This is a genomic window from Rhizobium sp. A22-96, assembly GCF_053521805.1.
Genome location: NZ_JBNWDQ010000002.1, coordinates 909782 through 931705 on the forward strand (window position 1 = coordinate 909782; position 21924 = coordinate 931705).

19 protein-coding genes are annotated in these 21924 nt (G+C 61.2%); 12 read left to right on the forward strand and 7 right to left on the reverse strand.

Going from position 1 to position 21924, the window contains the following annotated elements; all coding sequences use genetic code 11:
- The first annotated feature begins 2 nt into the window (after window positions 1-2).
- From ACQZ6F_RS10855 to ACQZ6F_RS10870, 4 genes are read left to right on the forward strand one after another with little or no spacing between them, the layout of a single operon-like run.
- On the forward strand, window positions 3-1184 hold the full coding sequence (locus tag ACQZ6F_RS10855) for an acyl-CoA dehydrogenase (RefSeq protein ID WP_449091825.1): 1182 nt from the start codon (window positions 3-5) through the stop codon (window positions 1182-1184).
- An 8-nt stretch (window positions 1185-1192) separates the two neighbouring features.
- Window positions 1193-1624, forward strand: a complete 432-nt coding sequence (locus ACQZ6F_RS10860) for an acyl-CoA thioesterase (protein ID WP_077469568.1) — start codon at window positions 1193-1195, stop codon at window positions 1622-1624.
- Window positions 1602-1997 carry a RidA family protein gene (locus ACQZ6F_RS10865; RefSeq protein WP_449091824.1) on the forward strand — a complete coding sequence of 132 codons (396 nt, stop codon included), beginning with the start codon at window positions 1602-1604 and terminating at the stop codon, window positions 1995-1997. The genes ACQZ6F_RS10860 and ACQZ6F_RS10865 overlap by 23 nt, the downstream gene beginning before the upstream one ends.
- A gap of 22 nt (window positions 1998-2019) precedes the next feature.
- Window positions 2020-3987: a 3-hydroxyacyl-CoA dehydrogenase NAD-binding domain-containing protein gene (locus tag ACQZ6F_RS10870; RefSeq protein WP_449091823.1), complete on the forward strand. Its 1968-nt coding sequence runs from the start codon at window positions 2020-2022 to the stop codon at window positions 3985-3987.
- A gap of 70 nt (window positions 3988-4057) precedes the next feature.
- Here ACQZ6F_RS10870 and ACQZ6F_RS10875 read toward each other — a convergent pair whose 3' ends face one another.
- The 3 genes from ACQZ6F_RS10875 to ACQZ6F_RS10885 all read right to left on the reverse strand — a co-directional run bounded on the left by ACQZ6F_RS10875 (window position 4058) and on the right by ACQZ6F_RS10885 (window position 7160).
- Window positions 4058-5269, reverse strand: a complete 1212-nt coding sequence (locus ACQZ6F_RS10875; RefSeq protein WP_077469565.1) for an adenylate/guanylate cyclase domain-containing protein — start codon at window positions 5267-5269, stop codon at window positions 4058-4060.
- A gap of 156 nt (window positions 5270-5425) precedes the next feature.
- Entirely contained in the window at window positions 5426-6328 is a 903-nt protein-coding gene (locus tag ACQZ6F_RS10880) for an SDR family oxidoreductase (protein ID WP_449091822.1), read from the reverse strand.
- A gap of 91 nt (window positions 6329-6419) precedes the next feature.
- Window positions 6420-7160, reverse strand: coding sequence for an SDR family oxidoreductase (locus ACQZ6F_RS10885; protein WP_449091821.1), 741 nt, complete (start codon window positions 7158-7160; stop codon window positions 6420-6422).
- A 122-nt stretch (window positions 7161-7282) separates the two neighbouring features.
- Here ACQZ6F_RS10885 and ACQZ6F_RS10890 point away from each other — a divergent pair, with 122 nt between their 5' ends.
- The 3 genes from ACQZ6F_RS10890 to ACQZ6F_RS10900 all read left to right on the forward strand — a co-directional run bounded on the left by ACQZ6F_RS10890 (window position 7283) and on the right by ACQZ6F_RS10900 (window position 10232).
- Window positions 7283-8194: a LysR family transcriptional regulator gene (locus ACQZ6F_RS10890; RefSeq protein ID WP_449091820.1), complete on the forward strand. Its 912-nt coding sequence runs from the start codon at window positions 7283-7285 to the stop codon at window positions 8192-8194.
- Window positions 8195-8331: 137 nt separating this feature from the next.
- Window positions 8332-9678: an LLM class flavin-dependent oxidoreductase gene (locus ACQZ6F_RS10895; RefSeq protein ID WP_449091819.1), complete on the forward strand. Its 1347-nt coding sequence runs from the start codon at window positions 8332-8334 to the stop codon at window positions 9676-9678.
- Window positions 9679-9689: 11 nt separating this feature from the next.
- The gene (locus tag ACQZ6F_RS10900) at window positions 9690-10232 is read left to right on the forward strand and encodes a hypothetical protein (RefSeq protein WP_449091818.1); all 543 of its coding nucleotides are present in this window, start codon (window positions 9690-9692) and stop codon (window positions 10230-10232) included.
- Window positions 10233-10518: 286 nt separating this feature from the next.
- Here the strand turns inward: ACQZ6F_RS10900 and ACQZ6F_RS10905 are convergent, their stop codons facing one another.
- Window positions 10519-10947, reverse strand: a complete 429-nt coding sequence (locus ACQZ6F_RS10905) for an OsmC family protein (protein WP_034503705.1) — start codon at window positions 10945-10947, stop codon at window positions 10519-10521.
- 152 nt (window positions 10948-11099) lie between these two features.
- Between ACQZ6F_RS10905 and ACQZ6F_RS10910 the strand changes: the two genes are divergently transcribed.
- Both ACQZ6F_RS10910 and ACQZ6F_RS10915 read left to right on the forward strand, forming a co-directional pair.
- The gene (locus tag ACQZ6F_RS10910; RefSeq protein WP_449091817.1) at window positions 11100-12365 is read left to right on the forward strand and encodes a glycerate kinase type-2 family protein; all 1266 of its coding nucleotides are present in this window, start codon (window positions 11100-11102) and stop codon (window positions 12363-12365) included.
- Window positions 12366-12536: 171 nt separating this feature from the next.
- A complete protein-coding gene (locus ACQZ6F_RS10915; protein ID WP_449091816.1) occupies window positions 12537-14135 on the forward strand; it encodes a purple acid phosphatase family protein in 1599 nt (532 codons plus the stop codon).
- A gap of 16 nt (window positions 14136-14151) precedes the next feature.
- Here ACQZ6F_RS10915 and ACQZ6F_RS10920 read toward each other — a convergent pair whose 3' ends face one another.
- The gene (locus ACQZ6F_RS10920) at window positions 14152-14334 is read right to left on the reverse strand and encodes a hypothetical protein (RefSeq protein ID WP_068401808.1); all 183 of its coding nucleotides are present in this window, start codon (window positions 14332-14334) and stop codon (window positions 14152-14154) included.
- 191 nt (window positions 14335-14525) lie between these two features.
- Here ACQZ6F_RS10920 and ggt point away from each other — a divergent pair, with 191 nt between their 5' ends.
- The 3 genes from ggt to ACQZ6F_RS10935 all read left to right on the forward strand — a co-directional run bounded on the left by ggt (window position 14526) and on the right by ACQZ6F_RS10935 (window position 19768).
- Entirely contained in the window at window positions 14526-16268 is a 1743-nt protein-coding gene (ggt, locus tag ACQZ6F_RS10925) for a gamma-glutamyltransferase (RefSeq protein WP_449091815.1), read from the forward strand.
- Window positions 16269-16622: 354 nt separating this feature from the next.
- Complete coding sequence (locus ACQZ6F_RS10930; RefSeq protein WP_077469557.1) at window positions 16623-18077, forward strand: MFS transporter; 1455 nt, start codon at window positions 16623-16625, stop codon at window positions 18075-18077.
- A gap of 128 nt (window positions 18078-18205) precedes the next feature.
- Window positions 18206-19768 carry a VOC family protein gene (locus ACQZ6F_RS10935; protein WP_449091814.1) on the forward strand — a complete coding sequence of 521 codons (1563 nt, stop codon included), beginning with the start codon at window positions 18206-18208 and terminating at the stop codon, window positions 19766-19768.
- Between the two features lie 21 nt (window positions 19769-19789).
- On the opposite strand, the gene ACQZ6F_RS10940 is transcribed toward ACQZ6F_RS10935, so the two are convergent.
- Window positions 19790-20539 carry a dienelactone hydrolase family protein gene (locus ACQZ6F_RS10940; RefSeq protein ID WP_449091813.1) on the reverse strand — a complete coding sequence of 250 codons (750 nt, stop codon included), beginning with the start codon at window positions 20537-20539 and terminating at the stop codon, window positions 19790-19792.
- Between the two features lie 94 nt (window positions 20540-20633).
- The gene (locus ACQZ6F_RS10945; RefSeq protein ID WP_449091812.1) at window positions 20634-21911 is read right to left on the reverse strand and encodes an L-fuconate dehydratase; all 1278 of its coding nucleotides are present in this window, start codon (window positions 21909-21911) and stop codon (window positions 20634-20636) included.
- Window positions 21912-21924: the final 13 nt, after the last annotated feature.

Here is a 21924-nt window from a genome sequence, read left to right on the forward strand (position 1 = left end):
GCATGAGCCGCGAGATTTTCGACTGGGCCGACCCGTTCCGACTGGTGGAGCAACTGAGCGATGAAGAACGCATGGTGCTTGATACCGCACACTCCTATGCACAGGAGAAGCTAGCGCCGCGCGTGCTCGAAGCCTTCCGCCATGAGAAGACCGATCCGACGATCTTCCGTGAAATGGGCGAACTCGGCCTGCTCGGCCCGACGATTGCGCCGGAATATGGCGGCGCCGGCCTCGGCTATGTCGCCTACGGCCTGATCGCTCGCGAAGTGGAGCGCGTCGACAGCGGCTATCGCTCGATGATGAGCGTGCAGTCCTCGCTCGTCATGGTGCCGATCGACACCTTCGGCTCCGAGGCACAGAAGCAGAAATACCTGCCGAAGCTCGCAACCGGCGAATGGATTGGCTGCTTCGGCCTCACCGAGCCGAACCATGGTTCCGACCCTGGCTCGATGGCGTCACGCGCCAAGAAGGTCGATGGCGGCTACAGCCTGACCGGCACCAAGACCTGGATCTCCAATGCGCCGATCGCCGATGTCTTCGTCGTCTGGGCAAAGACCGAGGATGGCCTCATCCGCGGCTTCATCCTTGAAAAGGGCTGGAAGGGACTGTCTGCTCCCGCCATCCACGGCAAGGTCGGCCTGCGCGCCTCGATCACGGGCGAAGTCGTGATGGAGAATGTCTTCGTGCCGGAGGAAAACCTGCTGCCGAACGTTTCCGGCCTCAAGGGTCCCTTCACTTGCCTCAACTCGGCGCGCTTCGGCATCGCCTGGGGCGCCCTCGGCGCGGCCGAGGATTGCTATGCCAAGGCCCGGCAATATGTGCTCGACCGCAAGCAGTTCGACCGCCCTCTTGCGGCCAACCAGCTGATCCAGAAGAAGCTCGCCGACATGGTGACCGAGATCACGCTCGGCCTGCAGGGTTGCCTGCGTCTCGGCCGCATGAAGGAAGACGGTCACCCGCCCGTCGAACTGACGTCGATCGTCAAGCGCAACAGCTGCGGCAAGGCGCTGGATATCGCCCGCGCCGCCCGCGACATGCTTGGCGGCAACGGCATTTCCGACGAATTCGGCATCGCCCGCCATCTCGTCAACCTCGAAGTGGTCAACACTTATGAGGGCACGCACGACATCCACGCTCTCATTCTCGGCCGCGCCATTACAGGCATCGCCGCCTTTTCGAACTGAGGTCGACCTTGGCGTTCAAGACCACCAGACCCCTGCGCTTCGGAGATTGCGATCCCTCGGGGATCGCCTATTTCCCATCCTATCTGAACATCCTCGTCGGGGTGCTGGAAGACTATTTCGCCTCGATCGGCTTTTCCTGGAGGCATATGATTGACGACCGCCGCATCGGTGTTCCCACCGTGCGGCTCGATCTGACCTTCATGAAGCCGGGCCTGCAGGGCGACGACCTCGAATTCCTGCTGACGGTGCGCGGCATCGGCCGTTCCTCTCTCGACCTGGAACATCAGGTCTCGGCCAACGGCCATGTGCTGTGGACGGCAAAACACCGCGTCGTCGCCACCTCGCTCGATAACCATCAATCGCTTGCCTGGCCGGATGATATCCGCGCCGCGCTGACCTCTCATCTGGAGACCACCGATGCACACCATCCTGCAACCTGAAGGCTGGGCCAAGCCGATCGGCTATGCCAATGGCATGGCGGCAACCGGCCGCATGGTGTTCGTCGGCGGCCAAGTCGGCTGGAATGCCAACTGCGAATTCGAAAGCGACGACTTTGCCGAGCAGGTGCGCCAGACGTTGAAGAACGTTGTCGCCATTCTTGCGGAAGGCGGCGCCGAGCCGAAGCACATCACCTCGATGACCTGGTATTTCACCGACAAGCAGGAATATCTCGGCAGCCTCAAGGCTATCGGCCAGGCCTATCGCGAAACCATCGGCCGCCACTTCCCGGCCATGGCCGCCGTACAGGTCGTCGCCCTCGTCGAGGATCGCGCCAAGATCGAGATCCAAGCGACAGCCATCATTCCGGAATAGCATCCAACAGGTGGTCAAAATCATGTCGGCACTGCGCTTTTCGGACACCATTTCGGCGGCTCTTGCCGACGGGATCTTGGTCGTCACTATTGACAATGCGCCGGTCAACGCGCTCTCAGCCGATGTGAGAGCCGGGTTGATGGCGGCGCTGGATCACGCGGAGAAAGACGGCGGGATTAAGGGCATTGTCCTGACCGGCGCTAGCAACAGCTTCATCGGCGGCGCTGACATCAAGGAATTCGGCAAGCCACCGGTCGAGCCGCATCTGCCTGATGTCATCGCACGCATCGAATCCTTTGCGAAACCCGTCGCAGCGGCGATCAATGGCGCAGCACTTGGCGGCGGCCTAGAAGTGGCGTTGGCCTGCCACCGCCGCCATGCAGCTCCTTCAGCCAAGATCGGCCTGCCGGAAGTCAAGCTCGGCATCGTTCCCGGCGCCGGTGGCACGCAACGCCTGCCGCGCCTGATCGGCGTCTCTGCCGCTATCGATATGATCGCCGGCGGACGCATCATTTCAGCCTCGGAGGCACTCAAGCTCGGCATTGTCGACGGTGTCTCCGAAAGCGCGCTACGCGCTGACGCCATTGCCGATATCAAAGGGCTCGACGCCCCCTCCTTGCGCCGTACCGGTGCGCTTTCCGTTCCAGCTACGCCCATTGAAGCCATCGAAAAGGCGGCCGCCGATGCATCGCGCAAGGCGCGCGGCCAGAATGCACCAACGGAAGCGGTCCGCCTCGTGCGCCTCGCAGCGACCACTCCCCTAGCGGAAGGACTTGCCGAGGAGCGCCGCACCTTCATTAAGCTTCGCGACAGCGAAGAGGCGGCAGCTCTCCGCCATGTCTTCTTTGCCGAACGCGCCGCCGGCAAGGTCGAAGGTTTGGAAGCCGTCGCCCCACGTAGAATAGAAACCGTCGGCATCGTCGGCACCGGCCTCATGGGGTCAGGCATCGCCGTATCAGCACTGAATGGTGGCTATCGCATCATCGGCGTCGAGCAAAACGCCGAAGCCGCGGAAAAAGGCCGTGAACGGATCGCCGGCATCCTCGAGAAGGCCGTTCAATCCGGCCGCCTCGACACGGCTGGCCGTGAAGACCGTCTGGGCCGATTGAGCGTGACCGCCGATATGCAGCAACTGGCGCAGGCCGATATCGTCATCGAAGCCGTCTTCGACGACCTCACCGTCAAGACCGAACTGTTCCAGCGCCTCGATACCATCGTCCGCGCCGACGCAATTCTCGCGACCAATACAAGCTACCTCGATCCTGACGTCATCGCCGCCGCTACCGCGCGACCTGAGCGGGTCGTCGGCCTGCACTTCTTCTCGCCCGCCCACATCATGCGGTTGCTGGAAGTGGTGGACTGCAAGGAGACCGCGCCGGACGTGCTGGCGAGCGCATTGGCGTTTGCAAAGCGGCTGGGCAAGCTGGCCATTGTCTCCGGCGTCACCGAAGGCTTCATTGGCAACCGCATCTTTTCCGCCTATCGCCGCGAAGCCGAATACATGGTTGAGGATGGCGCCTTGCCGCAGGAGGTCGATGCGGCTCTGGAAGCATACGGTTTTCCCATGGGGCCTTTCGCCGTCTTCGACATGGCGGGACTGGAGATTGCCTGGGCCCGTCGCAAGCGGCAGGCGGCGACACGCGATCCTGCAGAGCGTTATGTCGTCATCGCCGACCGGCTCTGCGAAGCCGGCCGTTTCGGCCAGAAGACAGGCCGCGGCTGGTATGCCTATCCCGACGGCAAGCGGACTGTCGATCCCGAAGTAACCGGGATGATCGAAGCCGCCCGCGCCGAGAAAGGCATCGTGCCGAAGCGCTTCACCACCGAAGAGATCGTTGCTGGCCTGCTGAAGGCCATGGTCGACGAAGGCGATGCCCTGCTTTCGGAAGGCATCGCCGCTCGCGCCAGCGACATCGATCTCGTCATGATCAACGGCTACGGCTTTCCGTCAAGCAAAGGCGGCCCGATGTTCGCCGCCGGTCGCCGCTAAAGCAGTTCCAGGAAAAGTGCGCAGCGCGGTTTTCGGTCCGGAAATGCGTAAAAGCAAAGAAATAGAGCGTTTACGCTGCCGAAGACAGCAGTGTGAACAGTTCTTGTGGCCGGTTGACGCCACGCAGCGCATAGCGGCCGACGGAAACCAGATCGTTGCTATTATGCGTCGACAGCGCCTCGACGAAGTTCGACGACATCAGGACATTGCGGTCGGCCGAGCGACACATCGAAGCGATACGGCTGACCTCGTTGACAGCCGGCCCGATGACCGTGAAGTCCAGCCGGTCCATGCTGCCGATATTGCCGTAGAAGACATCGCCGATATGCAGGCCGAGATAGACGTCGGTCACGGGCCTGCCCTCGATCTGGCGCTGGGAATTGAGATCGCGCAGCCTCTGCCGCAGCAGCGATTCCGCCATCAGCGCAGCCGCACAGGCATCGGCCGAATTCCTTGCCTTGAAGATCGCCAGCGTGCCGTCGCCGATCAGCTTCAGCACATTGCCACCTGCCTCATGGATCGAGGAGATGACCGCATCGGCATAAGCGTTCAGCATCGGGATGATCTCATCCGGCTCGGCCGTATCCGAAATGCGCGTATAGTTGGCGAGATCGGAAAACCAGAGCGCCGCCGAAATCCGCTCGGTCTTGCCGCGCGTGATCTTGCCTTCGAGAACATGCCGGGCGGCATCCTCGCCCAGATAGACCTCGGCAATCGTTCGGGCAATGCGGCTCATGCCGGTGCACTTGATGGCCAGCGCGAGCGCAGGCGTCAGCTTGCGCAGCACACGCAGATCTTCGTCCGGAAAACCCGCTTCGCCGGCCGTGGCGAAGTTGGAATAGAAGCAATCCATCTCGCCAATCGTGCCGCCCTCTTCGAACCGATGCACCATGGCAATGTAGTCGGTGTGACCATCGGCCAGCAGCGTGTCGAGCCCGTAGAAATCGGCAGGCTCGCCAAAGCCGATGCGCCGGCGCACTTCATCCCCACCCGTGGTCAGCAGATGATGAAAGGCAGAGCGCTGCCAATTCTCCGACGCAATCCCCTGATGCGACGGGCCATATTCGAACTCGCGCTCGATGACCTGCTTGCCGTCCCAGCGAAAGGCACGGCCCTCGTAAACCGGATGCAGCGTATCCATCAGCGCCATGGCTCGGTCGAGGTTCAGTCCATGCTGTCGGCACTGCTCGCAGAAGCCCGAGAGGATATCGACTTCCGCCATGCCCTTGAGGCCGGCCTGCATGAGCCAGCTGGCAATTTCGCCAATGTCCTTCGCGTCCATGGATATCTCCCGACCCTCTAAAGGATTCGCTTTAGTACGAAACGTACAGGCTTGGAATGCCGTATGACGCAAAATAATCTCGATGGAAGCACGCGAACGCCGCTCCTGTGGCACAGAAGCGGCGATTTGACACTCTGGAAGAGTAAGAGCGAGGCCTCAGCCTTTTACATGTGGCTTCAATAGATCCTCCAGGCCGATGCGCCGGAAAAGCTCCGCCCGCACCCGATCGGCAACGCCGTTGACGATCTCCGCACCATCTTCCGACGGATCGATATGGACACGGAATGGACGCGTGCCGAAGGGCATGTCCACGACATCGACGATGGCGGTGGCAACCGAGGCAGCGTCGGCGTCCGCCGGCTCCAGCGAGGCAAGTCCTTTCAGCGCCTGGTCGGGAACGCCGGCATAGGGACCATTGTCGTATTCGGCAGCACGGGCTTTGTCGGCGGGCGAGCCGGAATGGGCAAAATGGTTCGTTCCCTTCGTAAAGGCGCCCGGCACGATGATCGCCGTTTCGATGCCCCAGCGAGTCAACTCGGACGCATAGGAGACGGCGAGCGAATCCATCGCGGCCTTGGCGGCGAAGTAAGGCGACAGATAGGGCGGTGTGCCGCCGCGGGTGCTGGAGGAGGATACCCAGACGACCAGCCCCTTGCCCTGCTTGCGCAGATGAGGGAGCGCGGCGCGATTGACGCGTTGGGTGCTGAGCACGTTGATGTCGTAGAGCTCGGCAAACTGCTCGGGCGTGAAGGCCTCGGCCGGGCCGAAGGACATATGGCCGGCATTGTGGATGACGGTGTCGATGCGGCCCTGCTGGGCAATGATCTCGGCAATGCCGGCTTCCACCGATGCGTCCGAGGCGACATCGAGCTCGACGGCGCGAAGGTCTACACCATTCTCTTTGGCGAAAGCGGCGACGGCTTCGACCTGCGGCGCGTTACGTCCCCCGGTCTCGCGGATGCCGGCATAGACAGTGTGGCCCGCTTTGGCGAGGGCGCGCGCCGTCAGAGCGCCGAAGCCGCTCGATGCGCCTGATATGACGATGATTTGCTTGCTCATGATCCTGTTCCTTTTGGATGGTCAGTTGCTGACAATGAAATCTTGCCGAGGGTGACAGTGGCGGCAGGCATTGCCCTGCCGCCCGAATGGCTCAGATCATGCCGCCATTGGCACGCAGCGTCTGGCCGTTGATCCAGCCGCCATCGGGGCCGACGAGGAAGGAGACGGCGGCGGCGATATCCTCCGGCGTACCCAGCCGTTCCAGCGGGTTCATCTTGGCCATGCGGTCGATGAGTTCGTCACTCTTGCCATTCAGGAAGAGGTCGGTGGCCGTCGGGCCGGGAGCGACGGCATTAACTGATATCGAGCGGCCACGCAGCTCCTTCGACATGATGCCCGTCAGCGTCTCGACGGCGGCCTTTGTCGCAGCATAGACGCCATAGGATTCGAGCTTCAGCCCGACGACGCTGGTCGAGAAGTTGACGATGCGGCCGCCGTCGCGCAGGCGCTTGCCGGCTTCGCGCAGCGTGTTGAACGTGCCCTTGAGGTTGATGGCGATATGACGGTCGAAATGCGCGTCATCGGCATCGGCGATCTTGGCGAGCTGCATGATGCCTGCATTGTTGATCAGCACATCGACGCCGCCGAAAGCTGCCTCGGCTGCATCGAACATGCGGCGCACTGCCTCGACATCGGAAACATCGGCCTTGGCGGTCAGCGCCTTGCCACCCTTCTCCTCGATTTTGCGGGCCAGCTCTTCGGCAGCAGCCTCGCTGCCGGCATAGTTGATGACGACGGTGAAGCCATCTGCGGCCAGTCGCTCTGCAATGGCTGCGCCGATGCCGCGGGATGCACCTGTCACGATGGCTACTTTATTGGAATTGCTGCTCATTTTCCTCATCCTTGCTTGTTTTGCGCCTCAGCGCCTTTCGATGAGGAGAAGATGCCCCTTTTCACAAAGCGGATAATCAGCCATTAATCAGCATCACTATCCGAAATAAGCGAACAAATAAGATGGACAGATTCGATGCCATGCGCGTGTTTTGCCGAGTGGTGGAGCGGCGCAGCTTCACGCTGGCGGCGGAAGACACCGGCCTGCCCCGCTCGACGGTAACGGATGCGATCAAGCAGCTGGAGGCAAGGCTCGGGGTGCGCGTGCTGCAGCGCACGACGCGGCATGTGAGCCCGACACTCGACGGCGAGGCCTATTATCAGCGCTGCCTGCGCATCCTCTCCGACATAGAAGACGCTGAAGGCGCCTTTGCCGGCGCAAAGCCGAAAGGAGTGCTGCGCGTCGATGTGCACGGCACCCTCGCCCGCCATTTCGTCCTGCCGAACCTGCCCTCGTTCCTTGAGACCTATCCTGAGATCGAATTTCAGATGACCGAGGGCGATCGCTTCGTCGATCTCATCCGCGAAGGGATCGATTGCGTGCTGCGCGTCGGCACGCTGCAGGACAGTGACATGATCGCGCGCCGCGTCGCCATGCTGGAGGAGGTAACGCTTGCCGCCCCGGCCTATGTGGAGCGTTACGGCATGCCCATGCATCCGGACGCGCTCGACGGCCATCGCATGGTCGGCTTCCGCTCTTCCGCAACAGGCGGGCTGCTGCCGCTGGAGTTCGAGGTAGGTGGCACCGTGCGCGAGATTACCCTGCCCGCAACCATCTCCGTCAACGCGGCCGAGAGCTATTTTGCCGCCGCCAAGCTCGGCCTCGGCTTGATCCAGGTTCCGCGCTACCATGCCGAAGACGCCCTGGACGCCGGTCAGCTGCTGCACATTCTGAAGGACTTCCCGCCGACCCGGACACCGGTTTCGATGCTCTATCCCCGCAGCCGGCAGCTTTCGCCTCGCGTACGCGTTTTCATAGACTGGCTGGTTAGGGTTTTTGCGGGGCAGATCGGTGTTGAAGCGCAGGCTGGATGAATATTCCGCGCAACCGATCAAATAAATGAAATCGGCTCTTTGAATGCGCGAGGAGCACGCCTACGTCGTAGTGCATATTTCAGCTGGCGACGGCGTCGCGATGTCGTGGCGACCCGGCGATTTTCGAGAGAGAGCCCATGACCGAACAGAAGCAATTGAAGCTTGGGGCCTTCATGCGTCCCGTCAGCCTGCACACCGGCGCATGGCGCTACCCCGGCTCCTATCCGGACGCCAATTTCAATTTCCAGCACATCAAGAGCTTCGCGCAGGAGCTCGAAAAGGCGAAATTCGACGCCTTCTTCATGGCCGACCATCTGGCCGTCCTCAACATGCCGATCGAGGCGCTGAAGCGCAGCCACACGGTGACCTCCTTCGAGCCCTTTACCCTGCTGTCTGCGCTTGCCGCCGTCACCGACAGGATCGGCCTTGTCGCCACCGCATCGACGACCTTCGATCAGCCCTATCACATCGCCCGCCGCTTTGCCTCGCTCGACCATATCAGTGGCGGTCGCGCCGGCTGGAATATCGTCACCACATCCAATCCCGACGCGGCGCTGAATTTCGGCCTCGAGGAGCATGTGGAACATGGCGAGCGCTATCATCGCGCCCGCGAATTTTATGACGTCGTCACCGGCCTCTGGGATAGCTTCGCCGACGACGCCTTCATCCGCAACGCCGAGACCGGCATCTTCTTCGATCCGGAAAAAATGCACGTGCTTGCCCACAAGGGCGAGGAACTGAGCGTTCGCGGCCCGCTCAACATTGCCCGCTCGCCGCAGGGCTGGCCTGTCATCGTGCAAGCCGGACAATCCGACGTTGGCCGCCAGCTCGCCGCCGAGACCGCCGAAGCGGTCTTTGCCGCGCCGCGCAACCTCGCTGACGGCAAGTCGATTTTCGCCGACATCAAGGGACGGATGAAACAGATCGGCCGCAACCCGGATCACCTGAAAATCCTGCCGGCTGCCTTTATTGTCGTCGGCGATACCGTCGAGGAAGCGAAGGCCAAGCGCGCCAAGCTCGATAGCCTCGTCCACTACGACAGCGCCATCGCGTCGCTCTCGATCGCACTCGGCCACGACGCCTCCAGCTTCGATCCGGATGGCCCGCTGCCGGAAACGCCGGAAACCAATGCCAGCAAGAGCGGGCGGGAACGCGTCATCGCGCTTGCAGAGGCTGAGAAACTGACCGTGCGTCAACTCGCCCAGCGCCTCGGCGGCTATGCCGGTCTCGCTTTCGTCGGCACACCGCAGACGATCGCCGACGAGATGGAGCAATGGCTGCATGAGGAAGGTTCGGACGGCTTCAACGTCGTCTTCCCCTTCCTGCCGCAGGGCCTGCTTGACGTCACCACCCGCGTCGTTCCAGAGCTGCAGCGCCGCGGCATTTTCCGCCGCGAATACGAAGGCACGACACTGCGCGAACATCTGGGCCTGCCGCGGCCGGACAATCGCTTCTTCAAGGCAATACCTGCGGCAGCGCAGTAAGAGAGACAGACATGAGCCATATCACGCCGATCGACTATGAGACCGCCTCCGAGGCGGTGCGTGCCGAGCATGACCGCGAGGTCGAATTGCGCGGCCGCATGACGAACATGAAGCGGACGCTGCTGCATTCGCCGGTGGCGCATCGCATCTATGCCGAATGGTTCCCGCTGCGCGAGGAGTTGCGCCCGGCTCTCGACGACCGCGCCGTCTGGCTGCTCTGCCAGGCCATTGCAACGGAATGCCGCTCGATCATCCCCGTCGGCTTTTTCCGCCGTGCGCTGATCAATGCCGGCCTGGCGCCCGAGACGATCGTGCCGAGCGAAGACGAAGCGCTGCTGATCGACTTCGGCAAGGCCATCGCCAGGGATTCCAACGCCATTCCCGAAGACTTATGGGAGCGGCTGAAGGCACGTTATGACGAGCCCACGCTCGTCAACCTGGTCGCCTTCGCCGGCATCATGATCGCCACCGCGATCTACACCAACGCCGTGAAGGTGGATATCGACCCGGAGCTGGGGCCTTATCTTGAGGGGTTTGAGCTGCCGGTGAAGTGAGGGGCCGCCTATCCCGCCCCCTGCGGGCGGGAAAGCAAAATCAGCATTTAGCTTCAGCTAAGTGCTAGATTTTGCAAGGGAGGGGGTAGGTAGGGGCGCACCTAACATCGAATAGGTTGAGCAAGACATGACCCCCGCTCTTGCAATTTCAATGGCTTAGAAATTGCGCAGAGCTATGGAATGCAGAGGCGCTTCGATGTCGCAATTCCTAAACCAATGAAATTGCTTTCTCGCCCGCCAAGGGCGAGATAGGCTCCGCATTTGCAGCCCGCCCACTCACTCAATCTCACCCCGAAATCACCGTCTCGAACTTCGGATTGCCGCGGATCGTATTGCTCACCGTGCAGATTTCGTCTTCGGCGGCATGCGCGATGGCGTTGCGGATCTCATCGCCGAAATCGCCCTTGATGGTGAAGGCGATGTTGAATTTCTCGACGCGGGAAAGCCCCTCGGTCGCCTTTTCACCCGTGACAACGGCGGTAACTTCTGTGAGCTTGTCCAGCACGCCAAGGCTGCTTGCCGCCATGCGGGCGCTCAGCACCAGGCAGGCCGACAGCGACGAATAAAGCAGGTCGAGCGGATTGAAGCCCGGCTGCGAGGGCGAAGTGACGATATCGATCTCACCGCCGGTCACCGATGTCACATGCGGAAGGCCGGTGCGGCCAACAGTGGCGGTAGCGCCCGTCTGTCTCGTCTTCACTTTCAGTTCGGCCATTTCGAAAAATCCCTTAAGTAAAACAGTGAAATTCTTCCTACCAACATAGGGATTCGCATCATCGGACACAATTGCCGATCCCGCCCCTTGCGTCTTCGCGCGAGTTAAGCCACCAAATCGTTACAAGCTCATCGCACGACAGGCAGTTCGACATGACCGTTTCCAACCCCCGCGCATTCCTGACTTCCCTGTTTAACGCCGCCGTTCGCGCGGCCGATCCGCTGACCGGCATTCGCGCGCATCTGCCGGCCAAACCGAAGGGACGGACCATCGTCATCGGCGCCGGCAAGGGTTCGGCCCAGATGGCAGCGGCTTTGGAGCAGTGCTGGGAGGGTCCGCTGGAGGGGCTTGTCGTGACGCGCTATGGCTTTTCGGCTCCCTGCCGCCAGATCGAAATCATCGAAGCCGCCCATCCCGTGCCCGACGAGGCCGGGCTTGTCGCCTCCGGCCGGTTGCTGAAGCTTGTCGAGGGCCTGACAGAGGACGATCTGGTGATCGCCCTGATTTCCGGTGGCGGCTCAGCGCTGTTGCCCTCACCCGCAGGTGCATTGACGCTCGCCGACGAGATCGCCGTCAACAAGGCGCTGCTCGCCTCCGGCGCGCCGATTTCGGCAATGAACGTCATCCGCAAGCACCTGTCGACCATCAAGGGCGGCCGCCTTGCCGCCGCCGCTCATCCGGCCAAGGTGGTCTCGCTTGTTGTCTCCGATATTCCCGGCGACGATCCGGCGCTGGTCGCTTCCGGCCCGACGGTGCCGGGTGCGGGCACGCGTACCGAGGCACTGGACCTGATCCGCCTCTATCGGATCGAACTCCCGGCCGCCGTTCTCGCCCATATCGAAAAGCAGGATGCTGACGCGCCTCGCCCGGACGATCCGCGCTTTGCCGGCAATGAAGTCCACCTCATCGCCTCAGCCAGTGTTTCCCTGGAAGCGGCCGCCGAGGTAGCTCGCGCCGCCGGCATCGAAGCAGCCATTCTCTCGGACTCCATAGAAGGTGAAGCCCGCGAAGCCGCGCACACGCATGCCGCCATCGCTCGCGAAGTGCTTCATCGCAACCGTCCCTTCGCCAAGCCGATCGTCCTGCTGTCAGGCGGTGAAACGACGGTGACGCTGCGCGGCAAAGGCAAGGGCGGCCGAAATTCGGAATTCCTGCTGTCGCTGGCGATCGACATGGACGGCCATGACGGTATTCACGCCATGGCGGCGGATACCGATGGCATCGACGGCAGCGAGGACAATGCCGGCGCTTTCGCCGATGCCGGTACTGTGGCGCGGTTGCGCAAAGCCGGAATGGTCCCCGCCGAAATGTTGGCGAATAACGATGCCTGGACGGCCTTCAACGCTATCGGCGATCTCTTCGTGCCCGGTCCGACGGGAACGAATGTCAATGACCTCCGCGCCATCCTGATCCTCTAAACGCTAGGTGTGAGCCCCGGGAGCGTAATATTCATTGATGCAGGCGGCAATCGCGCAGAGATGTTTCGATTGGTACCCGTTTTGCAATTGCGGCCATGGCCAAATTGTCGCGCCATAGTCACAGTCTCGCGCTAGCAAAAGGAGCCCCCAAACTAGCCAGAGCGCCCCGCTATGAAAACATCGGACAGCGATAAGAACTTTGATATCAGCCGCCGCAGGCTCCTTGCCGCCGCCGGCATCGGCACCGGTATGCTGTTGACATCCTCGTTTACCAATGCCGAAGAGAATGCGCCGGCATCGACTGCCACTGGTTCGACGAACCCAGTGGCAACGCCGCCGGTGGCGGGGCTCCATCTTCAGTTCGGCGCAGATGCTTCGGCCGAAATGGTCGTGTCCTGGCACACGCTGCAGCCGGTCAAGCAGCCGCGCGTGCTCATCGGCCGGCCGGACGGCAAGCTGGAACAGACGGTGGGTGCTGACGAAGTGAGCTATGTCGACGCCAAGTCCAACCAAACCGTCTATGCCTATCATGCCAAGGTCGGCGGCCTCGATGCAGATTCCGCCTATCTCTACGCGGCGCTACACGATGGCGCCGAGGCGCAATTCGGCACGTTCCGCACTTCTCCCCGCGGGCGCCATGCCCTCCGCTTTACCAGCTTCGGCGACCAAGGTACGCCGACACTCGGAAGGGTGTTTGATCCACCGGCCGGTGTGACGCTGCCGGGCACAACCTATATCAACGACAATCTCGGCTCACCCGCCGCTGGCGACACCACACTAGGCGTCGAGCGGCTGCGTCCGCTCTTTCATCTCTTCAACGGCGACTTGTGCTACGCCAATCTGGCCCACGACCGCGTGCGCACATGGTGGGATTTTTGGAACAACAACAGCCGCAGCGCCCGCAACCGTCCCTGGATGCCCTCCCCCGGCAATCATGAGAACGAGCTCGGAAACGGTCCCATCGGCTACAAGGCGTATCAGACCTATTTCTCCTTGCCTGCCGCCGATGGCCAGACCGAGGTGACACATGGCCTTTGGTACAGCTTCACCGCCGGCTCGGTGCGAGTGATTGCCATCGCCAATGACGATGTGGTCTATCAGGATGGCGGCGATTCCTATGTGCGCGGCTATTCCAACGGTGCCCAGAAAGCATGGCTCGAAAAGGAGCTGGCGGCCGCCCGCGAGGACAAGGCAATTGATTGGCTTGTGGTCTGTATGCACCAGGTCGCTATTTCCACTGCTGACAAGTTCAACGGAGCCGATCTTGGTATCCGCCAGGAATGGCTACCGCTCTTCGACAAATACGCCGTCGACTTGGTGGTGTGCGGCCATGAGCACCATTACGAACGCTCCCACCCTATCCGCGGTCAGCAGAACAATGCCACGCTGACGCCAATCCCGGTTGGAACTTCCACCGACGTGATCGATACGACCAAGGGCACGGTGCATATGGTAATCGGCGGTGGCGGTACTTCGGTGCCATCCAACGAGCTCTTTTTCAATCCGCCGTGCTGTCGCGTCATCATGCGTGTGGGCGATCTAAATCCTGACACCCACAAGCGTCCGCCGGTCTATGCCGTGGAAGAGGCCCCTTGGTCAGCCGTGCGCAACGCAGCCCATGCTTATGGCTTTGCCGCTTTCGACCTCGACCCCGGTGCGCATCCGGGTGACTTCACGACCATCACCGTGACATATTACGACGTAGTCGGCCCCGATGGTCAGATCGCACCGTTCGAAAGCTTCGCTCTGCGACGTCCACGACGAGACTAGTTCGGGCAGAAGAAAATCAAATGCCGGCGTTGCAATCGTCGCAGCGCCCATAGGCAGCTGCCATCGACGCCCAGCGCAGGAAGTGGCGGCTGCAATGCATGCACTCGATTTCGATGACATGCGTCGTCTCCGCAATGACGTAAGGCTTTGCCTTGGTCTTGCGCTCGTTCTTCCACTGTTCAAGCTTCGTGACGGCCATCATACCCTCCACGCAATACTCTCATCTCAACAAGGGCTCTCCTAAAGTAGGCTTAACTAATGAAAGAAATATTGCAAGTGCGAAGCGGTCATTGAAAAAATTACAACTGCGGGCATCGCCAATTTCACGCTGTACACCATGTCAATGATGGGTTCATTTATCCTGATAGGACAATGGGAGGCACCATCATCATGCGCCAATTCCGCCAGCGGGCGATATCCTCGGCAACCCTGATTATCTTCGCGCTTTTCTCCGTCACCGCCCAGGCCGCCGCTCCCCCGCCGGTGGAGGCCGAGCATGGCATGGTGGTCACGGCGCAGCATCTGGCCACCGATGTCGGCGTCGAAGTGCTGAAGAATGGCGGCAATGCCGTCGATGCCGCGGTAGCGGTCGGCTACGCGTTGGCTGTTGTCTATCCGACAGCCGGCAATATCGGCGGCGGCGGCTTCATGACCATCCGGCTGAAGGATGGCAAGACGGCCTTTCTCGATTCTCGCGAACGCGCACCGCTTGCCGCAACGAAGACCATGTATCTCGACGACAAGGGCAATGTCGTCAAAGGCGCAAGCACGGATGGGTACCTTGCCGTCGGTGTACCGGGCACTGTTATGGGGTTCGAGACTGCACGCGAGAAATATGGCACCAAATCTCGCGAGGAGCTGATGGCACCGGCGATCCGCTATGCCAAGGACGGCTTCACACTGAACCAGGCCGATGCGGCGATGCTGAATCAGGGCCAGCAGTGGCTGTCGCGAGATCCGGCCGCTGCCGCGATCTTCACCAAAGCGAACGGCGCGCCCTTTGCCACCGGCGACATGCTCAAGCAGCCGGACCTCGCCGCGGTGTTGTCGAGCATCTCGGAGCAAGGGCCGGACGCCTTCTACAAAGGCGCAACAGCTGATGCCATCGTCAAGGCTAGCCAGGACAAGGGCGGCGTTCTGGCAAAGGACGACTTCGAGCAATATAAGGTCCGCGAACTCGACCCGGTAAAATGCAATTATCGTGGCTATGAGATCATCTCTTCACCGCCGCCCTCTTCCGGTGGCGTGATCCTCTGCGAAATCCTCAACGTGCTGGAGGGCTATCCGCTCTCCTATACCGGCTATGCCTCGGCCGACACCGTGCATCTCATGACCGAAGCTATGCGCCATGCCTATGTCGACCGCAATTCGGCGCTCGGCGATCCTGATTTCGTCGACAATCCCGTCAGCAAGCTGCTGGACAAAAACTATGCCAAGCAGATCCGCGACAGCATCGATCCTTATCGCGCCGGCGTATCCAAGGATCTGATGCCGAAGGGCCTCGGTGAGAGCCACGAGACGACGCATTATTCGATCATCGACAATGACGGTAATGCCGTCGCCGTCACCTATACGTTGAACGGCTCCTTCGGCGCCGGCGTCGTCGCACCCGGCACCGGTATCCTGCTGAACAATGAGATGGACGACTTCACCTCCAAGCCTGGCGTGCCGAACCTTTACGGCCTGGTGCAAGGCGAAGCCAACGCCATCCAGCCGAAGAAGACGCCGCTTTCCTCCATGAGCCCAACCATCATCGCCAAGGACGGCAAGCCTTTCATGGTGATCGGCAGCCCTGGCGGTTCGCGCATAATCACGATCACGCTGGAGGCGATCATCAACGTCATCGATTTCGGCATGAATATCCAGCAGGCGATCGACGCGCCGCGCATCCATCATCAATGGCTGCCGGATAGGATCTATACCGAGCCCTACGCGCTATCGCCCGACACGATCAAACTGCTGACTGGCATGGGCTACAATGTCCAAGTCGGCGGTGATTGGCCGGTCTGGGGTCAGGCGGCCGGCATCCTTGTTGGCGGCAAGAGCCTCAGCGACATCGCCAAGGGAGGCGGCGCCCGTTACAACGGCGCCATGGACAGCCGCGCCGGCTCCGGCCTTGCCGAAGGCTACTAACTGCTTCAGCGCCAAATCGACAATGACTGAAGCCGGCGCTGCCATCATTCGGCGCCGGCTTTTTTGAACGCAGACTGCACTGAAACGAGCACATAATCTTTCGCAGTAAAACCAACTGTGAGCGACCTCGCCCCAGATAGCCCCTCCTCGTTCATCTAATGTTCATTTATTCCCGTTTTGCCCCTTGACTGCGTCATTTTTTCCATTTCGACCAATAAGATTTGCGATTTCTGATATGGAAATCGCGCGAAAGCGGGAGTATACAAACGGCCATTCGAACCGGCCTTCGCGCCGTGACCAGACTTGCGGTTCTGTCTTAGGACCCCTCCGCACCATCGAGAGCGATCCCCGACAATGTCGGACCAGATATTCCAGGCCGCCCCCACCCGGCGGGCCGCACCGAATTTTCGTGTAGTAGCGCTTATCGTAGCAAGCGCGATGTTCATGGAACAGCTTGACGCGACAGTGCTCGCAACAGCCCTTCCGACCATGGCGAGAGACTTCGGCGTCAGCGCGCCGGCCATGAGTATCTCGCTGACATCCTATCTTCTCAGCCTCGCGATCTTCATTCCCGCCAGCGGCGCCATCGCCGACCGTTTCGGGTCGCGCACCGTCTTCCGGTCCGCCATCGCGGTCTTCGTTGTCGGCTCGCTTCTCTGCGCGCAGGCGCCGAACCTGTTCTTCCTCGTCCTGGCGCGGCTTTTGCAAGGTCTGGGCGGCGCCATGATGTTGCCGATCGGTCGTCTTGTGCTGATGCGCAGCGTTGCACGCAAGGATATGGTCAATGCCATGTCCTGGCTGCTGATCCCCGCACTCGTCGGCCCCATCCTCGGCCCTCCGGTCGGCGGCATGTTCGTCACCTATCTCGACTGGCGCTGGATCTTCTACATCAACGTGCCCATCGGCATCATCGGCTTCATCCTCGTGAGCATGTTCATCGAGGAGGTCAAGGGTCCGCGCACCGGTCGTTTCGATCTCTCGGGCTTCATCCTGTCCGGCATCTCGCTCGGCTCGCTGCTCTTCGGCTTTGAAATGTCGAGCCGCGAGGGCGAAGGCTATCTTGCCATTTTCCTCATCTGCGTCGGCCTGCTTTTCGGCATCGCCTATCTGCGCCACGCCCGCAAGCATCCGTCGCCGATCATGGATTTTTCGCTGATGAAGATGCCGACCTTCCGGACATCGGTCATCGCCGGCTCGCTGACGCGCATCAGCCAGGGCGCTCATCCATTTCTCATCCCGCTGATGCTGCAGCTCGGTTTCGGCCTTTCGGCGGCTGCCGCCGGCCAGATCGCCATTGCGACAGCGGTCGGCTCGATGGCGATGAAGCCGTTGCAGGTGCGTATCCTGCGCACGCTCGGCTTCCGCACCGCGCTCATCATCTTCGGTCTGATCGGCACGCTTGGCTATGGCATGTGCGCGATCTTCAAGCCCGATTGGCCGTTGTCCGTCATCTTCGTGATCCTGTTCTTCTGCGGCTTCTTCATGTCGTTCCAGTTCTCGGCCTACAACACGATTGCCTATGACGAGATCGAGCGCGACCGGATGAGCACCGCGACCAGCTTCTATTCGACCTTCCAGCAGCTGATGCTGTCCCTCGGCATCTGCGTCGCCGCCCTTGCTTTACATGGCTCGATGCAGTTCCGCGGCGCTGAGAAAGCACAGATGATCGATTTCTCCGTAGCCTTCATCGTCGTGACGGCGATTGCGCTTCTTGCGGTGATCTGGAACGCCAGCTTTTCACGCACGGCAGGCTCGGAACTCAGTGGCCATCGCCATAAATCGCGGGGAGACAGCCTCGGCGAGCATTGAGGCTCGCCGCCGGGCAACTCAGCAATGGCGGCTTTTGTGAACAGTGCCTCCACCGAGGCGGCATTGCATTGAACAATCGCTGCGACCTAAATAGCGACCAGAACGAAATAGCAGTCTGGAGCATTCCCATGGTCGCCGGCATCCACCACATCACGCTGATCACCCGCAAGGTACAGGCCAATGTCGATTTCTATGTCGGCTTCCTTGGCCTGCGCCTCGTCAAGCGGACGGGTGGCTTTGAAGACGCTACCCAGCTTCACCTCATTTACGGCGATGCGACCGGCTCGCCCGGCTCGCTGGTCACCTTTCTCGTCTGGGAAGATGGCTCTCCGGGCCGCGCCGGCCTCGGTCAGGTCGGCGAGATCTCGCTTGCCATCGACCCGATGAGCATCGGCTTCTGGCTGACGCGCGCCTTGAGCGCCGGCCTGAAGACGGAAGGCCCTTCGGAAGAATTCGGCGAACCGGTCCTGCGGCTGAAGGATCCGGATGGCGTCATCGTAAAACTTGTTGGGACCAATGCCCTGCAGGCGACCACACCCTGGTCGAGCCATGGCATCCCCGAGGAGCACGCCATTCGCCGCATCCGTGGCGCGACGCTGTTCACCGAAACGCCTGAGGAAACCCAGGCCATTCTGGTCGATCACTTCCACTATCGGCCGCAGACGATCAACGGCGCCGTCAGCAGGCTCGTTTCGGAGCCGGGAGATATCATCGACATCCGCGACGCGCGCGGCTTCTGGGCAAGCGCGCCGGGTACCGGCACGGTCGACCATGTCGCCTTTCGCGCCGCCGACGATGCCGAGCTTCAATCGGTGCGCACGGCCTTGCAGGCAGTCAATTCCTGGCCGACGGCGATGCATGACCGCAAGTATTTCCGCTCGCTCTACGTCCGCGAGCCGGGCCGCATCCTGTTCGAACTCGCGACGGATGCGCCGGGCATGCTTGTCGATGAGGACGAGGCAACGCTCGGCACGCGCCTCTTCGCCCCCGGCGACAGTCCGAAGCTTCTGGCCGAGCTGAACGTGATCCTGCCGCAGTTCTCCATGCCCGGGGAGCCGCGCGTCATCTATCGCGATCTACCCTTCGTCCATCGCTTCTTCACGCCGGAAGAGCCGAACGGCAATGTCTTCATCCTGCTGCACGGCTCCGGCGCCAATGAAGTGACGATGCTGCCGATCGCCCACAAGATCGATGCCAACGCGACATTGCTCACCGTGCGCGGCCGCGCGCTCGAAGAAGGCGCACCGCGCTGGTTCCGTCGCAATGGGCCTATGTCCTTCGATCAGGCCGATATTGTCAGCGAGACAGAGGCCTTTGCCGCTTTCATCGATGGCGCGGTCCAAGCCTATGGCCTCGATCCGGAGCACATCGTCTATATCGGCTATTCGAACGGCGCCAACCTACTGAACGCCATGATGTCGCTGCACCCGCATCTCATCCGCCGTGCCGTGCTGCTGCGCTCCATGGCGGTGCTCGAAAATCCGCCGACAGCGGATATCTCTGATGCCGACGTGCTGCTTATCGCAGGCGAGAAGGATCTGTACGGCCCCTATGCCAAACCGCTGACCGAGCGCCTGCGGAATGCCGGCGCCAGCGTTGAGCTTGAAACCATTCCTGCTGGTCACGAGCTTGATGACGCGGACGTGCCAGTCATTCAGGGTTGGCTGAAGCGCTCAGCCAAATCGTCCTAGATTCCTTGAATCCACAACGGATCATCGGGACAGGTGGGATACAAAGAAATCGACGACGCTCTGGTGAGCAGCCTTTGCCTGCTCACCGGATTTCAGAAAGAAGTTATGCGGTCCGCCCTCATAGACATTGAGGCTGACAGACGCGCCGAGACCTTGAGCCATCTGGCGCAGCTTCTGCGCGGTCGAGACGGGAAAGGTTCGATCAGCACCGCCCCAGACGATATAGAGCGGCGGCAGGGAGCGCACCGGCTTCGAATAACCGTCCGGAAAGGCACCGTCGGCAAGCACGAGCGCGGCGATATCGGTACTGTCAGCCGAGGCGGCAGCGGCTGCCTGCGCGCCGAGAGACAAGCCAAACAACCCGACCTTGCCGGTATGATGGGGCTCATTCTTGATATAGGAAACCACGCCGTGAACCGTCGCGATCCAGTCCTGCCACCGCGTCGCATAATAGGCGATACGAGCAGGTGAACTGCCTGCACGGGCGATGGCCTTCTGATCGGCCGGTGAAAGCAGGTGGACGAGATAGGCGTCCAGACCCGCCGCATTGAAACTCTGCCCAAGCTCGTCATAGCCGGGCGAAACAAAACCATGGCTGCCGCTCAGGACGACCACGGCCGGACGGGCTGGGCCTGAACTGCTGGTGAAGCTCTCGATGAGAACACTGCCGCCTGGCGTGGCAATACTGAACTGTCGACCGCCAGCCGCTTCAGCATTTGCGAATGCGAGCGACGACAAAAACGCCAGGGCAACGGCAAAAATCACTCGCATGCATCGATACTCCAACGGAAGTGTGCGGATATTGCACAGCTTCCTTCGTTGAACAAAGCGCCCTTGCATCGACAATGCTGATCGGCGCTGAGACTCACCCCTTGAACGTATATTCCGTGATCGATTCCGGCTTCATTTCGATCGAGAAGCCCGGCAGGCTCGGCGGCATGTAGGCGGCGTCGCGGATGATGCAGGGGTCGATGAAATGCTCGTGCAGGTGATCGACATACTCGATCACGCGACCGTCCTTAGTGCCTGATACGGCGATGTAATCGATCATAGACAGATGCTGCACATATTCGCAGAGGCCGACACCGCCGGCATGCGGCCAGACCGGCAATCCGTACTTTGCGGCAATCAACAGCACGGCCAGAACTTCGTTGAGACCGCCCATGCGGCAGGAATCGATCTGCACGATGTCGATCGCGCCCTCGGCGATGAACTGCTTGAACATGATGCGGTTCTGGCACATCTCGCCCGTGGCGACCTTCACCGGGCCAATCGCCTGGCGGATCTTGCGGTGTCCGGCAACATCATCCGGGCTTGTCGGCTCTTCGATGAAGAAGGGCTTGGCGAAGGCAAGCTTCTGGACCCAGTCGATCGCCTGATTGACTTCCCACACCTGGTTGGCGTCGATCATCAGATAGCGATCTGGGCCGATCACCTCGCGAGCAATGGTGAGGCGGCGGATATCGTCTTCGAGGTCACGGCCGACCTTCATCTTCACATGGTTGAAGCCGGCATCGATCGCTTCCTGGCAGAGGCGGCGCAGCTTGGCATCGTCATAGCCAAGCCAGCCGGCCGAGGTCGTGTAGCAGGCATAGCCTTCACGCTCGAGCGTGGCGATACGGTCGGCCTTGCCAGCTTCGGCCTTCTTCAGGATGGCCACGGCTTCGTCGCGGGTAAGCACGTCGGTCAGATAGCGATAATCGACGATATCGGCGATCTGCTCGACATCCATCTCCGAAACCAGCCGCCAGACCGGCTTGCCGGCTTCCTTGGCGAGCAGATCCCAGACGGCGTTGACGACAGCGCCGGTGGCAAGGTGCATGGCGCCCTTCTCAGGGCCGATCCAGCGCAACTGGCTGTCGCTGGTCAGGTGCCGCCAATACTTGCCGGGGTTTTCCAACACCGTCGCAAGCTCCGTACCGACGACAAGATGCCGCATCGCCTCGATCGCCATGCAACAGATGTCGTTGCCGCGGCCGATGGTGAAGGTCAGGCCGTGGCCGGCAAGACCGGGCTTGTCGGTCTCGAGGATGACATAGGCTGCCGAATAATCCGGATCCGGATTCATCGCATCAGAGCCGTCAAGGCTCTGCGATGTGGGGAAGCGCAAATCGAAAACGCGAAGATTGGTGATGCGCGTCATTGGAAAACTCCTT

Coding starts and splice junctions, on each gene's coding strand:
- ACQZ6F_RS10875 (WP_077469565.1), bottom strand. CDS start 5,269: ATGGACGCGAAGGACATTGGCGAAATTGCCAGCTGGCTCATGCAGGCC.
- ACQZ6F_RS10885 (WP_449091821.1), bottom strand. CDS start 7,160: ATGAGCAGCAATTCCAATAAAGTAGCCATCGTGACAGGTGCATCCCGC.
- ACQZ6F_RS10895 (WP_449091819.1), top strand. CDS start 8,332: ATGACCGAACAGAAGCAATTGAAGCTTGGGGCCTTCATGCGTCCCGTC.
- ACQZ6F_RS10880 (WP_449091822.1), bottom strand. CDS start 6,328: ATGAGCAAGCAAATCATCGTCATATCAGGCGCATCGAGCGGCTTCGGC.
- ggt (WP_449091815.1), top strand. CDS start 14,526: ATGCGCCAATTCCGCCAGCGGGCGATATCCTCGGCAACCCTGATTATC.
- ACQZ6F_RS10900 (WP_449091818.1), top strand. CDS start 9,690: ATGAGCCATATCACGCCGATCGACTATGAGACCGCCTCCGAGGCGGTG.
- ACQZ6F_RS10930 (WP_077469557.1), top strand. CDS start 16,623: ATGTCGGACCAGATATTCCAGGCCGCCCCCACCCGGCGGGCCGCACCG.
- ACQZ6F_RS10865 (WP_449091824.1), top strand. CDS start 1,602: ATGCACACCATCCTGCAACCTGAAGGCTGGGCCAAGCCGATCGGCTAT.
- ACQZ6F_RS10870 (WP_449091823.1), top strand. CDS start 2,020: ATGTCGGCACTGCGCTTTTCGGACACCATTTCGGCGGCTCTTGCCGAC.
- ACQZ6F_RS10855 (WP_449091825.1), top strand. CDS start 3: ATGAGCCGCGAGATTTTCGACTGGGCCGACCCGTTCCGACTGGTGGAG.
- ACQZ6F_RS10910 (WP_449091817.1), top strand. CDS start 11,100: ATGACCGTTTCCAACCCCCGCGCATTCCTGACTTCCCTGTTTAACGCC.
- ACQZ6F_RS10905 (WP_034503705.1), bottom strand. CDS start 10,947: ATGGCCGAACTGAAAGTGAAGACGAGACAGACGGGCGCTACCGCCACT.
- ACQZ6F_RS10940 (WP_449091813.1), bottom strand. CDS start 20,539: ATGCGAGTGATTTTTGCCGTTGCCCTGGCGTTTTTGTCGTCGCTCGCA.
- ACQZ6F_RS10920 (WP_068401808.1), bottom strand. CDS start 14,334: ATGGCCGTCACGAAGCTTGAACAGTGGAAGAACGAGCGCAAGACCAAG.
- ACQZ6F_RS10915 (WP_449091816.1), top strand. CDS start 12,537: ATGAAAACATCGGACAGCGATAAGAACTTTGATATCAGCCGCCGCAGG.
- ACQZ6F_RS10935 (WP_449091814.1), top strand. CDS start 18,206: ATGGTCGCCGGCATCCACCACATCACGCTGATCACCCGCAAGGTACAG.
- ACQZ6F_RS10945 (WP_449091812.1), bottom strand. CDS start 21,911: ATGACGCGCATCACCAATCTTCGCGTTTTCGATTTGCGCTTCCCCACA.
- ACQZ6F_RS10890 (WP_449091820.1), top strand. CDS start 7,283: ATGGACAGATTCGATGCCATGCGCGTGTTTTGCCGAGTGGTGGAGCGG.